At 49.6% G+C, this 14,746-nt stretch carries 23 protein-coding genes and 1 pseudogene; all 24 read left to right on the top strand.

Going from position 1 to position 14,746, the window contains the following annotated elements; translation table 11 throughout:
• Positions 1–8 precede the first annotated feature (8 nt).
• Entirely contained in the window at positions 9–1,061 is a 1,053-nt protein-coding gene (locus B2U90_RS04260) for a major capsid protein (RefSeq protein ID WP_014016052.1), read from the top strand.
• Between the two features lie 11 nt (positions 1,062–1,072).
• Entirely contained in the window at positions 1,073–1,315 is a 243-nt protein-coding gene (locus tag B2U90_RS04255) for a hypothetical protein (RefSeq protein ID WP_292017191.1), read from the top strand.
• Entirely contained in the window at positions 1,312–1,638 is a 327-nt protein-coding gene (locus tag B2U90_RS04250) for a hypothetical protein (protein WP_292017190.1), read from the top strand. Before B2U90_RS04255 ends, B2U90_RS04250 begins: the two co-directional genes overlap by 4 nt.
• 8 nt (positions 1,639–1,646) lie before the next feature.
• Complete coding sequence (locus B2U90_RS04245; RefSeq protein ID WP_292017189.1) at positions 1,647–2,162, top strand: hypothetical protein; 516 nt, start codon at positions 1,647–1,649, stop codon at positions 2,160–2,162.
• A gap of 4 nt (positions 2,163–2,166) precedes the next feature.
• Positions 2,167–2,676 (top strand): hypothetical protein, encoded by a 510-nt coding sequence (locus tag B2U90_RS04240; protein ID WP_292017188.1) that lies wholly within the window; start codon positions 2,167–2,169, stop codon positions 2,674–2,676.
• Positions 2,669–2,905, top strand: coding sequence for a hypothetical protein (locus B2U90_RS04235; protein ID WP_292017187.1), 237 nt, complete (start codon positions 2,669–2,671; stop codon positions 2,903–2,905). The genes B2U90_RS04240 and B2U90_RS04235 overlap by 8 nt, the downstream gene beginning before the upstream one ends.
• 1 nt (position 2,906) lies before the next feature.
• On the top strand, positions 2,907–4,352 hold the full coding sequence (locus tag B2U90_RS04230; RefSeq protein ID WP_292017186.1) for a phage tail sheath family protein: 1,446 nt from the start codon (positions 2,907–2,909) through the stop codon (positions 4,350–4,352).
• Positions 4,353–4,364: 12 nt separating this feature from the next.
• Complete coding sequence (locus tag B2U90_RS04225; RefSeq protein ID WP_289121856.1) at positions 4,365–4,895, top strand: phage major tail tube protein; 531 nt, start codon at positions 4,365–4,367, stop codon at positions 4,893–4,895.
• Positions 4,896–4,905: 10 nt separating this feature from the next.
• Positions 4,906–5,232 carry a hypothetical protein gene (locus tag B2U90_RS04220; protein WP_292017185.1) on the top strand — a complete coding sequence of 109 codons (327 nt, stop codon included), beginning with the start codon at positions 4,906–4,908 and terminating at the stop codon, positions 5,230–5,232.
• 20 nt (positions 5,233–5,252) lie between these two features.
• Positions 5,253–5,399: a hypothetical protein gene (locus B2U90_RS04215; protein ID WP_279018734.1), complete on the top strand. Its 147-nt coding sequence runs from the start codon at positions 5,253–5,255 to the stop codon at positions 5,397–5,399.
• A gap of 1 nt (position 5,400) precedes the next feature.
• Positions 5,401–7,989, top strand: coding sequence for a phage tail tape measure protein (locus tag B2U90_RS04210; RefSeq protein WP_292017184.1), 2,589 nt, complete (start codon positions 5,401–5,403; stop codon positions 7,987–7,989).
• Positions 7,982–8,185 carry a tail protein X gene (locus B2U90_RS04205; RefSeq protein WP_072981812.1) on the top strand — a complete coding sequence of 68 codons (204 nt, stop codon included), beginning with the start codon at positions 7,982–7,984 and terminating at the stop codon, positions 8,183–8,185. Before B2U90_RS04210 ends, B2U90_RS04205 begins: the two co-directional genes overlap by 8 nt.
• 4 nt (positions 8,186–8,189) lie before the next feature.
• Positions 8,190–9,356 (top strand): phage late control D family protein, encoded by a 1,167-nt coding sequence (locus tag B2U90_RS04200; protein ID WP_292017183.1) that lies wholly within the window; start codon positions 8,190–8,192, stop codon positions 9,354–9,356.
• Positions 9,346–9,810 (top strand): baseplate assembly protein, encoded by a 465-nt coding sequence (locus tag B2U90_RS04195; RefSeq protein WP_292017182.1) that lies wholly within the window; start codon positions 9,346–9,348, stop codon positions 9,808–9,810. Before B2U90_RS04200 ends, B2U90_RS04195 begins: the two co-directional genes overlap by 11 nt.
• 8 nt (positions 9,811–9,818) lie before the next feature.
• On the top strand, positions 9,819–10,289 hold the full coding sequence (locus tag B2U90_RS04190) for a phage tail protein (RefSeq protein WP_014016065.1): 471 nt from the start codon (positions 9,819–9,821) through the stop codon (positions 10,287–10,289).
• A 10-nt stretch (positions 10,290–10,299) separates the two neighbouring features.
• Positions 10,300–10,614, top strand: coding sequence for a GPW/gp25 family protein (locus B2U90_RS04185; protein WP_292017181.1), 315 nt, complete (start codon positions 10,300–10,302; stop codon positions 10,612–10,614).
• Complete coding sequence (locus tag B2U90_RS04180; RefSeq protein WP_292017180.1) at positions 10,601–11,716, top strand: baseplate assembly protein; 1,116 nt, start codon at positions 10,601–10,603, stop codon at positions 11,714–11,716. Before B2U90_RS04185 ends, B2U90_RS04180 begins: the two co-directional genes overlap by 14 nt.
• On the top strand, positions 11,713–12,354 hold the full coding sequence (locus B2U90_RS04175) for a phage tail protein I (RefSeq protein WP_292017179.1): 642 nt from the start codon (positions 11,713–11,715) through the stop codon (positions 12,352–12,354). Before B2U90_RS04180 ends, B2U90_RS04175 begins: the two co-directional genes overlap by 4 nt.
• Complete coding sequence (locus B2U90_RS04170) at positions 12,338–12,898, top strand: phage tail protein (protein ID WP_027895477.1); 561 nt, start codon at positions 12,338–12,340, stop codon at positions 12,896–12,898. Before B2U90_RS04175 ends, B2U90_RS04170 begins: the two co-directional genes overlap by 17 nt.
• A gap of 8 nt (positions 12,899–12,906) precedes the next feature.
• Positions 12,907–13,242, top strand: a complete 336-nt coding sequence (locus B2U90_RS04165) for a hypothetical protein (protein ID WP_292017178.1) — start codon at positions 12,907–12,909, stop codon at positions 13,240–13,242.
• On the top strand, positions 13,242–13,421 hold the full coding sequence (locus B2U90_RS04160) for a hypothetical protein (protein ID WP_292017177.1): 180 nt from the start codon (positions 13,242–13,244) through the stop codon (positions 13,419–13,421). Before B2U90_RS04165 ends, B2U90_RS04160 begins: the two co-directional genes overlap by 1 nt.
• The gene (locus B2U90_RS04155) at positions 13,405–14,115 is read left to right on the top strand and encodes a head fiber protein (protein WP_292017176.1); all 711 of its coding nucleotides are present in this window, start codon (positions 13,405–13,407) and stop codon (positions 14,113–14,115) included. Before B2U90_RS04160 ends, B2U90_RS04155 begins: the two co-directional genes overlap by 17 nt.
• A 20-nt stretch (positions 14,116–14,135) precedes the next feature.
• Positions 14,136–14,447: a hypothetical protein gene (locus B2U90_RS04150; RefSeq protein ID WP_292017175.1), complete on the top strand. Its 312-nt coding sequence runs from the start codon at positions 14,136–14,138 to the stop codon at positions 14,445–14,447.
• A 14-nt stretch (positions 14,448–14,461) separates the two neighbouring features.
• Positions 14,462–14,746, top strand: a pseudogene (locus tag B2U90_RS04145) (hypothetical protein); the annotation flags it as partial.

Here is a 14,746-nt window from a genome sequence, read left to right as displayed (position 1 = left end):
AACTGAACATGGCTATTGAATTGAGAGATACTGTATCTTTGATGCAGGCAATGGAACGGATTACGCCGCCGGCATCTTTTTTGCTTGATACCTTTTTCCCGCTTGTACCGGCGACAGCCGTTACGACCAAGATTGCCGTAGAATACCGCAAGCGTGGCCGTCAGCTGGCCCCCTTTGTCGTTCGCGGTGCGAAAGGCGCGAGCCTGAAAGACACGGGGTCTAAAATCGCTATCTACCAGCCGCCGATGATGGGGCCGAGTAAGGTAGTAGATCCGGAAGAATTATCGGAACGCGGCTTCGGCGAAAACATCTACAGCACGACGACGCCGGCCCAGCGCGCAGCCATCAAGCAGGCCGAAGATATGGTGGATTTACAGAACGCTATCATCAACCGCAAAGCGAAGATGGCGGCGGATATCTTGCAGACTGGCAAGTGCGACATCGAAGGCTATGCCGATGACGGCAAGACGGTGTTGATTGACACCATCGCGTTTGACTTTGACCATAAAGTCACGCCGACGACAACCTGGGATAAAGCCGGCGCGACGATTTACAGTGACATCAAGAACGCTTCGGAACTCATCCAGGAAGACGCCGGTATTGTCCCAACGATGATGATTTGTGGGAAAAACATCGCAGATTATTTGCTGAGTAACGACCAGATCATGAAATGGATGATGGTTCCGACGGCGGACAATCTGTCCCTCATGGGCTTCCAGCCGCAGATTATCAGTCCGCAGATCACTCACGTCGGGCGCATCAAATCGCTGAACCTCGACGTCTATACCTATGCAGAAACGTACACCGACGATGCCGGGAAATCGCAGTATTTCATCGACCCCGATACGGCCATCATCGCTATTCCAGGCCGTGGCAGTCAGCTCCATGGTGCCTGCACCCTGCTCAATGATGCCGGCACGGCCTACGAAACCTTCGTTGCACCGTATGTGCCGTACTATAACGGCAATAAGGATACGCAGGTATTGAGCTTCTACATGTACTGCCGTTGCGTCCTGGCTCCGCAGTTTGTAGACGATTGGGCTGTCATCAAAGCGAAATAGGAGGGATGACCATGAAGTTAGTCGTTACATACGGCTGCGTTTCCATGGGCAAGCACTTATATCGGACTGGCGACTCGTTCGAGTTGCCAGACGATGAAGCGGAAAAACTCATGGAACGGGCCGATGAACAAGTTGTCGCCTTGGTTGGGGACAAAGTGGCCCCGGCTAATGAGCAAGAGACGGAAGAACCGCCGGCAGACGAACCGGAGATGGAACTGCCCCAGGCTGATGCCGCCGCAGCCGTCCAAAAATGAGCACGTTCAAAGAAATGGTAGCTTCGGACATTCCGGCTTTTCTCAATGCCGATGAATTCGCCGAGACGCATGAGCTGAATGGCAAGAAGTATACATGCATCGTGCAGAGTCCCAAAGAAGACAATATGTTCCAGACACAGGAAATCTATTCCGGTTTTGAGGGAACCCATGGCCAGGTCATAATCATTCATATCGCTAAGGACGATTACGGAGAAGTTCCAGCGGAAGGAGAAAGTTTTACTGTCGATGGCGATTACTGCCTGGTAGATAACGTCATCGACGACATGGGTATCATGACGATGACCCTGCACAAGAATCACTAGGAGGGCCTATGAGCGTAGAAATCGACATCCAGGGAAATAAAAAAATAATGGATGCCTTGTCCACTCTGAGCGACAAAGAAATCGCCAGGGCAGCCGTAGCGGCCGGGAAGCGGGCGGCCAGAGCGGCACGGCAGGCCGGAACGAAGGAAATCCGAAGCATTTATACCATGAAGGACGGGGATTTGAAAGCCAAGGCGCAGATCCGGGCCGATGAAGACGGCGCTACCATCCTTGTCAAAGGGGCGCCCGAGGCAATCCATAAATACCAGGCCAAGAAGCGGCGGGACGGCGTCTTCATATCTGTAAAACAAGGGAAAATGACGCATGTCCCCCGCGGCTTTAGCCTGGGCGGGGCATTCGTCGCCCGTAAGGGCAAGGAACGATACCCGCTGAAAGGTATCTATGGGCCGGCGGTGCCGCAGTTATTCGGCAATCCCGATGTCCTGAGCGTCATGATGGACCGTGGCAGTGATGTTTTTGAAGAACGATTGGAACATGAAATCGAATACAGATTAGGGAAGTGATGCGATGACCCCATTGGAATGTGCGGAAGGTATCGCGGAATTCTTGAAAGAAAAATTCACGGCTTACCAGGAATATTGTGAAGGCCGGCCAGAAAATATCTTTTCGAGTGTCGATACGGACGTAAATGTATATGCCGGATTCCTGCCCAGGGCGAATAACCGGGCAGACCAAAAAAAACTTTGTCCGGCCGTCGTGGTACGGCCAGAAGCTACGACAGACGACCGGGATAAGTCTGTTACGTCTATCGTCATCTACGCGACCATTTACGACGAAGATATGACCTATGGAGCGAATATGTTGTTCCATTTCCTCGAATTCATCCGCTATCACCTGCTGGCCAACAATCCCATTGCCAAGAAATGGTTCATTGATATGGATGATGGGAATATCAAGACGACAATTCCCGATGACCAGCCGTTCCCGCAATGGGTAGGTGTCATTGAATTCGACGTATTCATTCCGCAGCCACGTCAAACTCATTGGGAGGTTTTAGGAGGCAGATACGATGAGTGAAAACAGCGGGCCGGTCATCTACGTCGGCCCATCCTATAAAGACACGGAAATCCACACGAATCAGATTTTCGCAGACGGGATTCCTGCAAAATATAAGGACGACCCGGTATATAAGCATCTGTTCGTCACAGCGGGCGAATTGGATGCGGCACAAAAAGAAGTTAAATCTACAGGCTCGTTGAGAAATATCATGTATAAACGGGCCATGGCATTACACGGAGGTAAATAAAATGGCATTTTTCCATGGCGTAAAAGCAAGCGAAGTCCCGACCTCGATTGTGGCGACTGTCGCCACTGATTCCGGATTGCCGGTTGTCTTCGGGACGGCGCCTGTCCATCTGACAGAAGACCCGACGGCCTATGTCAATAAACCCGTCATCTGCTACAGCTGGAAGGAAGCGACGCAGAATTTGGGGTATCATCCCGACTGGGATAAGTACACGCTCTGCGAAGCGATGTATACCGAATTCAAACTGTACAATGTAAAACCAATTGTATTTGTCAATGTATTGGACCCAGCCAAACATAAAGTATCCGTTTCGGACACAGCCAAGACAGTTACGAAGAAACAGGTCATCATTACGGATCCGGCCTTATTGCATACGCTGACAGTCAAGGGCAGTGCAGACGAGTCCGCAGCCACCTTGGATAAGGACTATACGGCGGCATACGACGATGATGGTCAGCTCATCATTACCCTCTTGGATGATGGTGCCCTGGCCTCCGTATCGAGCATCAATGTTGCTTATGACAAATTAGATCCGACGGCTGTCAAAGATGACGATATCATCGGCGGCATGTCCACGGATGGCAAAAACAAAGGGCTGGAACTCGTCGACGATATTTATTTCCAGATTGGCAAAGTTCCAGGCCTGTTGGCAGCACCGGGATGGTCTGAAAAGACGGCCATTGCCGCTGTCATGAAAGCCAAAGCGGCTAAAATCGACGGCTTGTTCCCTTGCATGGTACTGGTAGACATCAATACGGAACAGGTCAAAAAATACGCCGACGTCAATATGTGGAAAAACGGCAACAATTACACGGGGAACAACCAGATTGTCTGCTGGCCGTGCGCTAAAAATGGCGATATGGTTTTCCACTTATCGACCCATATCATGGGCATCATCGGCGTTACCGACGGCAATAACGATGACGTCCCGTATCAGTCGCCGTCCAACCAGACATTACAGGCGACAGGGCTGTGCCTGAAAGATGGCAGTGAAGTAAATCTCAATCTGACACAGGCCAATTTGCTGAATGAACAGGGCATCGTTACGGGCTTGAATTTCTCCGGCGGCTGGAAGTCTTGGGGGAACTTTACCGGCGCTTATCCGGGCACGACAGATGTCAAAGATATGTTCATCTGTGTCCGGCGCATGTTCAACTGGCAGTATGTCACCTTCATTTTAACGAACTGGCAGAAGACAGACCAGCCAATCACTCCGAGACTGGTAAAAACGCTGGTAGATAGCGAACAGGTGCGGTTGAATGGGCTGACGTCACGAGGATATCTCTTAGGGGCCAGTGTCCAGTTTTTGGCTGATGAAAACCCGACGACTGATTTACTGGCCGGCATCTTCCGGATCCACACGAAGCTGACGCCGCCTGTCCCGGCACAGGACATTGAAGATACCTTTGAGTATGACGTATCGAATTTTGAAGTATTATTCTCGTAAGGAGGGAAACTCATGGCAGTAAATAAAATCCCGGAAGTCATCAATGATATGCGGGCTTATATCGACGGCGCCGACGATTTAATCGGCGTCAACGAAGTCGAATTGCCGGATTTAAAATCGCTGACAGAAGATATTGAAGGCATCGGCGTCGCTGGTAAAATCGAAGCGCCCATCGCTGGCCATTTTGATTCCTTGGAATTAAAGATGACCTGGCAGGTGCCGACGAAAACAAGTTCCCGCCTGGTCGGCGGCAGTACATTGGCACTGGAACTCTACTCGGACATCCAGAACTGGGATAGCGGAGCCAATGATTATGAACACGAGCAGTACCGTGTCGCCGTTCGCGGCCGCGTCAAGAGCCACAACCCTGGCAAATTCAAAGCCGGGTCCAAGACGGACAGTGAAACCGTCATCGAATGTACGTACTTCAAAATCGAAATGGGCGGCGCTACGCTCTGTGAAATCGACAAATACGGCTACAAAGCCATCGTAAACGGTATTGACCTGTTACAGCAGGTTCGCGCCAATATTGGTATGAACTAGGAGGATTCCCATGAAAGAAAAAGAAAACGAACTCGTCAACGCTGAAATCGTAGACCAGGAAAACATCCTGCATCTGACAAAACCACTGCCGAATGGACAGACGGAAATTTATTTTGATTTTACGAAGTTGAATGGCTATGCCCTGCTGGCATGCATGAACCAGGCTAAAAAGAAAGATAAACTCATGGCCGTACCGGCCTTGTCGATGGAATACCAGGCCATCGTGGCCGCGGCGGCAGCCAAAATGAAGTATGATGATATCCTCAACCTGAGTGGTCCGGACTTTATGGCAGCCTGCTTGAAAGCGCAGAATTTTTTGCTTCCCAAGGAGCCGTAGAAAATATAAGATTATCGGCCATGAGGCTGGCGAAGTACACGAAAACGCCGATTGGATGGTTCCTGGATCAGCCAATCGGTGATTTTTATGAGTGGATTCAAGTCATGAACGAAGAAGTCGAACGGGAAGAAGAAGAAATGAAGAAGGCTAAGAAGGGAGGGCGGTAAAATGAGCCGTGTCATGGAATTAGCCATTGCTATCAAAGGACGGCTGGATGGGTCTGTCGCGTCGTCTATGCAGCGGGCTATCGCCGAGTCCAAAGAGTTGAAGACTCAAATTAAGGCGGCCAATGACGCTATGCGGAGCGCACAGCGGGCGGCATCCGCTGAACAGCGGGCCACAGGCCAGGTTAGCGTAGCATCGTATCGGCAGATTGCCGCTCTCCAGGCCCGTATCAACGATTTGACACAGCGACGGTCCGACATCTTGGATACCCAGGCCAGAAAGCAAAAAGCACAGGCGGCCTTTGACAGTGCGAAAAGTAAACTCAGCAGTACAGCAACCAAAGTTGCAATTAGCGCGGCACCGTTAATAGCGGCCACCAAAGCCGCTGTTGATTTCGAAAGCGCCATGGCAGATGTACGTAAAGTCGTTGACTTTGATACGCCACAGCAATTCGCACAAATGAATGAAGACGTACTAAAATTATCGACCAATTTACCAATGGCAGCTGATGATATCGCGAAGATAGTAGCTGCTGGCGGACAAGCCGGAATAGCGCGGCAAGATTTGATGCAATTCGCCGAGGATGCAGTAAAAATGGGTGTGGCATTTGACGTCACAGCTGAACAAGCTGGGGACATGATGGCTAAGTGGCGAAGCGCTTTTAAGCTAAACCAGCAAGACGTAGTTGCCTTGGCGGACAAAATCAATTATTTGGGAAATACAACGGCCGCATCGGCACCATTGATTTCCGACGTCGTGACCCGCATCGGGCCACTTGGGGAAATCGGCGGGGTTGCGTCCGGTGAAATTGCCGCCCTGGGGGCATCCATGGTTGCCACAGGTGTACAGTCAGACGTAGCAGCAACTGGCATCAAGAATCTAATTTTGGGTATGACAGCAGGCGAAGGTGCCACGAAGAGCCAGGCCGCGGCCTTCCAACAGCTGGGATTTGATGCGGCAGATATGGCCAAACGGATGCAAACCGACGCTAAAGGCGCCATCATGGACGTTTTTCACGCATTGCAGGCGTTACCGAAGGACCAACAAGCCAGTGTGTTAGCTGATTTATTTGGGAAGGAATCTATCGGAGCCATTGCCCCACTATTGACTAACCTGGATGCATTAGAAGACAATTTCAAAAAAGTTGGTGATGCTTCGCAATATGCCGGATCAATGGAGGCGGAATATCAAGCCCGAAGCAGAACAACGGCCAATCAGCTACAATTAGCGAAGAATGCTATTGTTGCAGTAGGAATTGGGCTGGGGTCAGCATTATTACCTGCTATTAACGGAGTCTTGAATGCAGTCATCCCAGTAGTATCTGCTTTTGCAAATTGGGCTCAACAAAACCAAGGAATAGTACAGACCATTGTTGCCCTGGCCGCCAGCTTTGCCGGCGTCTTATTGGCTGCCAGGTCTATTTTAGCCATCAGAGCCGGTTTCAATATGCTTAAAGAGACGGCTAACTTGTTCTTCATAGTAAACAAGAATGGGGAAACCGTATTGCGTGGGGCCGCAACGGCATCCAAACTTTTCCATGCCGGATTGAATGGATTAGGGGCAGCCTTTCGTCTTGCGGCAACAGGAGCCAGAGCGTTAGCAATGGCACTCATGGCCAATCCTATTATCGCCATTGTGGCCGTCATCATCGCCGTAGTAGCTGCCATCATTTATTTATGGAATACAAACGAACAGTTCCGGGCCGCCGTCATTGCGATTTGGAACAATATCGTATCTTTCGGCATGAGTCTGTTTCCAGCCTTTGCCGCTTTCTTCACCGGCGTATGGAATGGCTTGGTCGCGATTGCCACAGCCGTCTGGAACGGCATCATGACCGTAGCGACGATGGCCGTATTGGTCATCATGGACATCATATCCGCATTTGGCGCCTTCTTTACCGGGGTATGGAATGGTTGTCTGGCTATCGCATCGGCCGTGTGGAATGCTATTTCCAGCTTTGTATCGGCCGCAGCCAGCGTCATAGAAGGCATCATCTCTGCATTGGTAGATTATATTTCCTCTGCTTGGGACAGTGCTGTAGCGGCAGTACAAAGTTTTGCCAGCAGTGTCATAGATGCCATTGGCCAGGCCGTAGACTGGGCGATGGACAAGTGGAGCAGCTTAGTTAATGCCTTGTCGCATCCGATTGATACGGCTATCAATATTGCACAAAACATAACCCGTACGATCAGTGAAGCAACCAGCAGCGGGGATGACGTAAGCGAAAACGCCAGAGGTGGTATTTATCAGCGTGGGGCATTCCTGACAACATTCGCCGAAGACTCGGCAGAAGCAGCTATCCCTTTAGACGGGTCGGCACGAGCTATCTCATTGTGGCAGCAGGCAGGAGCCGCGTTAGGTGTCATGCCCAAAACGCCACAGCGGATGAGTGCAGGAACAGCCAAAGCCCCATCGTACAGCAACAGCAGCATCACACTGGATTTCCGGCCGACTATCAACGTCCAGGGCGGTGGCGACGTCGCTGATACCGTCCGTCAAGCCTTAGAAGAACAGGCGCGTCAATTCCAGCGGGAACTGCCTGAAATGCTGGATAAAGTATCCGCAGGACGGAGGCGGTTGAGCTATGAATAAGTACACGACAGTCCAGGGGGACATGTGGGATGCCATTGCGTATAAAATTTTCGGCAATGAGCTCTATATGAATGAATTGCTGGAAGCGAATGAAACGTACCGGAACACGGCTATTTTTCCAGCAGGGATTACATTGAACATCCCGGACATCAATGTAATCCAGTCATCCAAGATTTTGCCACCATGGAAGCGGTGATGCTATGTCTTTAGAAACAATTAAAGCCAAATTAAATGAATGGAAAAAAGAACTGACGCCGGGGACATTCCTCGGACGCCGGGCTTATGCTCAAATACTGTATACGCCGGCAGGCGAAACAGAGAGCAAAGACATATCCGAAGATATGATGAAGTATCTGCTATCCATTGAAGTGACGGACAACCTGTCTGGACAGGTCGATGACATGACAGTCACCTTGGAAGACAGGGCACAGCTGTGGCAGGACACGTGGTATCCGGAACCGGGGTCCAAATTGGACATTACCCTTTATACGCTGAACAAAAACGGCGTCAACGAGGGTATCAAAGAATTGCCAGTCGGAGAATTTGAAGTCGATGAAATAGAAATCAACGGGATGCCGACGACGGTACAAATCAAAGCCGTCAACGCCATTGCCGATACGTCATTGCGAGGCATTAAGCAGAATCAATCATGGGATAATATCAGTCTCTATAAAATCGCCAATGACATTGCCTGGAGAAATGGCATGTTGCTGGACTATGAGCCGGGGGACCAGAACAACCCATCGTATGAGCATGTCGAGCAGTCAGACGCATCAGACCTTGAATTTTTAAAAAAGCTATGTGATGATGCCGGCATGGATCTGAAAATATCGACCAAGACCATTATCATACTCGATGAATACCAGCTGGAAACCCAAGAGCCGCTGATTGTATTCTGGCGGCCAGGGACAGCCGCGTTTTCTGAGCAGACGAGTGATGATGACGTATCGCCTGAAAATCCGCTGAACTTCACGGATTTCCTGTCCTACTCAATGAAAGCCAAGACCCGTGACATTTATCGGGCCTGCCATGTTAAATACAAGCAGGGCAAGAACAAAGAAGTCATCGAGGGCTACTTTGAAGCCCCGAATAAGCAAACGGGGCTGACGCTGGAAGTGAATGAACAATGCGACACAGTGGACGCCGCAAATAAGCTGGCAAGGAAAAAATTGCGAGAACAGAACCGGGATGAAATCACGGCATCCTTTAGCCTGTACGGCGACTTCCACTTCATGGCCGGCATTGTCATCGGTTTCATGAACTTCGGCGCCTTTGATGGAAAATATATCGTCACAAAGGCAACACACAGCCTGGGAAATGGTTATGTACTCAGTCTGGAAATGAGGAGGTGCCTCGATGGATACTAACATCAAAAAGCTATTGGAAAACCTGATATTTTATGGCACTGTATGTGCACTGACTCCGAAAGACGGTACCGTGCGCGTGTGCCGCGAAGATAAGGGAAACAAGGTAACGAACGATTTGTTCGTTATTCAACGCGGCTCATCGGAATCGAAAGATTTCTGGATGCCGGCTGTCGGGGACCAAGTGATCTGTATACAGATGCCGAACTTTTCGGGTGCCGGCGTAGGCGACGGATTCGTGTTGGGGACCTTCTTTAGCAGCGCTGACGCGCCACCTGGCGGAGCCGATGCCAATACACGGGTTATCGACACGCCGGGAAATCTGAAAATCAATGTTGGCGGGGCTTTGCAGATTAACGCTTCCAGTGGAGATGTGGTAGTCAACGGCATATCACTCGTGTCGCACGTACACGGCGGCGTCACGCCGGGCGGCAGTAAAACGAGCACGCCAGAATAGGAGGTGCTATGTATATCGGATATATGGGCAGTCTGCCATTCATCGTATCGTCGCATTATCTAAGGACACCGGCCAACTACCAGACCGAGGCAGGAAGCCGCTGGCAGGACCATGACATTATCTATCATAAGCCGGTCAGTGAGTTCATCGGGCCGAAATTACGAACAATCACCTTTGACCTTATCCTCACAGCATCGCATAACATTGCGATAAAAAAGGACTTGGCCACGATGAAGGAGATGTGCGAAAACGGCACCGTATTCCCGCTAATCATCGGGATGCGGCCAGTCAGCCAAAACTACTGGCGCCTGGACTCCATGTCCGTTTCGGACACGTTTTTTAGCTCTGTTGGGGCATTAATTTGGGCCAAAGTAAACGTCAAGCTTGTCGAATACGATGATAGCAACTACCAGGAAGAAAAATCGAAACTGAACCTTTACGGCAGCATTGCCAACGGGATACTGACCGTCTTTAGATAGGAGGGCATCCGTGGAATATGTTGTAATGCCAGACGCCAAAACAATTGATTTGGCGCCAGCAACGAAAATCGAAGAAATATTGCAGACCGTCCGGACCATCTTAGGGACTGTGAAATTTTCCGTCCCGCTCGATAGGGAGTTTGGAATTTCCGGAGATGCCGTAGATAAGCCCATGTTACAAGCAGAGGCAGTTTTATCGAGTGAAATTTTTGCTCAAATCAAGCGCTACGAACCAAGGGTAAGTGTTACGGAAATAACATTCACGGGCGACATAAAAGGACGACTTACGCCGAAAGTGACGGTGAAAATTAATGAAACTAGCTGATTTACCAGACATCGAATTCGTAGACGGCGATGCGGAGAAAATCAAAGCTGCCGTCTTTAACGACTATACCCGCATAACTGGCCGGACCTTAGCCCAAGGCGACCCAGTACGACTGTTCTTGCTGGTCGTATCCGAAGCGATTGTCCGTCTTGTAAATAATCAAAATTACATCGGCAAACAGAATCTGCTGAAATATGCGTCCAGTGGAAATCTGGACAACCTCGGCGCTTTTTCCGACACGACGCGAATACCGGCATCGGCCGCAACGACAACGCTGCTGATTACGTTGGCAGCTAAACGCGAACAGGAAACCATCGTAAAAGCCGGAACGCGTGTAACGACAGACAGCGGTATTTATTTCGCAACCAACGAAGATGCGGCCGTCCTGGCCGGGAACCTGACAACGACGGTAAAAGCAACATGTCAAACGGTCGGCACAGTCGGAAATGGGTTCCTCCCTGGCGAAATCAAATCCGTCGTTGACCTGGTGGCCTATGTGGCTTCCATCGTCAATACGACGACCAGCGCAGGCGGCGCCGATGAAGAGTCAGATGACGACTATCGAGAACGCATCCACGAAGCGCCGGAACGCTTTTCCACGGCCGGGCCGACAGGGGCTTACGAGTATTGGACGAAATCAGCCAATAGCGGCATCATCGATGTCGCCGTAACCAGTCCCAGCGCCGGGGCCGTTGAAATACGGCCGCTCATGACAGGCGGGACATTGCCGGAGCAGGAATTACTGGACGCGGTAAAAACGGTAGTGTCTGCGGATAAAGTACGTCCACTGACCGATAACGTATCGGTCGTCGCACCGGATGCGGTATCCTATGACATTACCCTGACCTACTATACCGACGTCGGCACTGCGGAATCTACTATCAAAGACGCCGTAATGACAGCCGTGGATAACTATCGGCTGTGGCAGAAATCTAAAATTGGCAGGGACATCAACCCGTCGCGACTGATTGCCGATGTGATGGCTGTCGCCGGCGTAAAACGCGTCATCGTCACGGCGCCGATCTATACCGTGCTGACAGGCGTACAAGTAGCCCAGGATAAAACGGTATCTGTCGTCTTAGGAGGGAGTGAAGACGAATGATAGATGCGGAGTACAGAATCGCAGAACATTTGCCGGAATCCATCAACAAAGACCCCGTACCGAATTTGGCCCGTGTCGTCGATATGGCACTGTCCGATATCAATCCGGATTTGTTACTGATTTACCCAGCCGTTGATGGCCTGCCGGAAGCGCTCATTGACCATCTAGCAGAGCAGATGCACGTCGACGAATACGATGACAATTCGGACTTGTCTGTAAAAAGGCAGCAAGTCAAAGAATCGTTTTTACTGCATAAATTCAAAGGCACAAAATATGCTGTACAGCGGGCCGTAGCTACGGTGTATCAATCAGCTGTGGTGCAGGAATGGCCTGAATACGACGGGCATCCCTATCACTTCCGAGTAACGCTGATAACGGCCCCATTAGATGGAGCAACACTGATTAATAAAATGGTAAGGTTGATCAATGCTTATAAAAACACGAGATCCTGGCTGGATTATGTGCAATTCAGCCGGCGATGCACCGGAGAAGCTAAGTTCGGCGCGAATATGAGCATTGTTCGCCAGACATGCATTACGTTTGATTTAAAACAAATGCTGATAGCACAGAAAGATATTTATTTCGCCGGCGCTGTCGGCACATTCAGGAGGGATGTCATTCATGGCAAATTGGAATAAAATCACCATGACCGATGTCGGGGCGACATTGCAAGCTAAAATCAATGCGGGCCTGACAACACTCAAGTTTACGCGTGTTGCTATCGGGTCCGGTACAAGGACCGGGTCGTTGAACAGTGCAACAGCACTAATCAATGAACAGATGACACTGGGCATCAATAAAATTACGCAAAATGGGAATACCGTAACGCTGGAGCTGACTATTAGTAACAGCGGGGTTAAAACGGGATTCAAGATATCAGAGCTGGGACTATTTGCGACGGACCCGGACGACGGAGAAATCATGTATGTGGCGATGACGGACGATAATCCGGATTATATGCCAGCCGAAGGCGGAAGCACGGTCGTACAGCAAGAATTTCAGTTACAGTTTACCATGAGCAATACGGGCAATGTGTCAGCTACCATCAACCCCAATGGATTTTTGACCGTCGCACATAATACAGACGATACAGCACATTTAAACCGTCTATGTGTTTCTGATACATCTGGGAAACCGGCATCCATGGCTGATAACGGCATTTGGGTCGAGCTTTTAGAGTAGGTGGTATCATGCTGAGGGTAAAAAACAATGAAATTTATTTGACACGCGGGGACACTGCGAGCTTTACCCTGGATATCGTTGATGATACCAGCGTTAAGAACGCTAAGTATGAGATTACCGATGAGGACCAAATTCTATTTACTGTCAAAAGAAGTACCAGTGACACGGCTGTAATTCTGCAAAAAGCTGTGGTTGACAAGACGATTACCATTAAACCGGCAGAGACAGCAGACCTGCCCTATGGCACGTATTACTATGATGTACAGCTAAGCCGTCCGGACGGATTTGTCGCAACTGTAATTACCCCGACCCCTTTTACAATTTGTGAGGAAGTGACGTTCTAATGGAAAGACTTACTGGCGTTATTAAAGCAAAATCAAATCTGGTGGGGAATCTAAAATCCCGCGTGAATCTAACAGGAAGGATTATTCCTGAGCGAACTGTAGAAATTGAATATGCTACGGATCAAGATATTTTGAATTTGTTTAGAGTTGGAGATGATGGAGATGGCAACAACTATTGATAAAATTTGCCGTGTAAGCAATTTAGACTACTTTTTAACACAGATTAAAAAATTATTTGTATCAAAAGAATCTGGCAAAGGTCTATCGACGAACGACTACTCTACCGATGAGAAAAATAAGCTGGCGGGGATTCAGGCAGGCGCCAACAATTACACGTTACCTAAGGCCTCGGCAACGGCACTGGGGGGCGTAAAAGTTGGTGCTGGCCTGACGATTGCAACAGATGGGGCACTTAGCGCAAGTGGCCCGGATTTAACTCCGTATGCTAAAACAGCTGACCTCGCCGTGGTTGCAAAATCCGGTAAATATAGCGATTTGAGTGGTACTCCGACTAAATTATCTGCCTTCCAAAACGATGCGGGGTATGTGACGTCAAGCAATGCTGAAGCGACATACGCTAAGAAATCAGATATTACGACGGTATTCCGGTATCGAGGCAGCGTAGATACATATGCTGACTTGCCTATTAATGGTGTGCAAGTCGGGGATACGTATAACATCACTGCGGCGGACGCATCGCATAGCATCAACGCGGGGGATAACGTGTCATGGAATGGCAATAGCTGGGATAACTTGGCGGGCATCGTGGACTTATCCGCGTATGCAAAGTCGTCAGATGTCGCTAATACGTACATGAAGACATCTGACTATCCGATGGCAACTGACGCCGATATCCTCGCGCTTTTTACCTGATGATTATGGAGGGTGAGCATATGAGTCTTGTACAGCTAAATCAGCTAAGAACATTTTTGTCTAAATTAAGCAGCACCTTTGCAAAAAAGACGGACGTAGAATCTGCACTGTCAGCGAAGGAAAACAAGCTGACCTTTGATACAGTACCTAAATCAGGCAGTACTAATCCAGTAACGGGCGACGGCGTTTATAACGCCGTTACCCATCTGGCTGGCATGCTGGTAGAAGAAAAGGGGTCGGGCACAATGGAGCCCGTCGATATTCAGAATGTCGTGATGAGCGATACCCAGCCGACAGAAGCATGCTCTGTGTGGATTGAACCTAAAGACTAAAGGAGGAACCTGTTATGGATATCATTAAATCTATTCTGCACGTATTCAAAAAAAGTGACAACGCGTTTAAAATCATGCACCCGGAAACAGAATCCGCACAAATTACGGACTGGAACAATGGTATCGTCAACACGCTGGCCAGCACAGCACTTGGCGGACTCGTCAATACACTGACATCGGACAGCCTGCTTGCTACGATGATTAAAAAAGTGCTGACCGCGACCGGGGTAAAATATAACATCGCACAAAACGGGTATTTATGTTTCGGGAGCTTATTCGGCGGCCTAATTATACAGTGG

Source organism: Megasphaera sp. UBA4233 (genome assembly GCF_002395615.1).
Classification (GTDB): Bacteria; Bacillota; Negativicutes; order Veillonellales; family Megasphaeraceae; genus Megasphaera; species Megasphaera hexanoica.
This window is presented reverse-complemented; position numbering and strand designations above follow the sequence as displayed.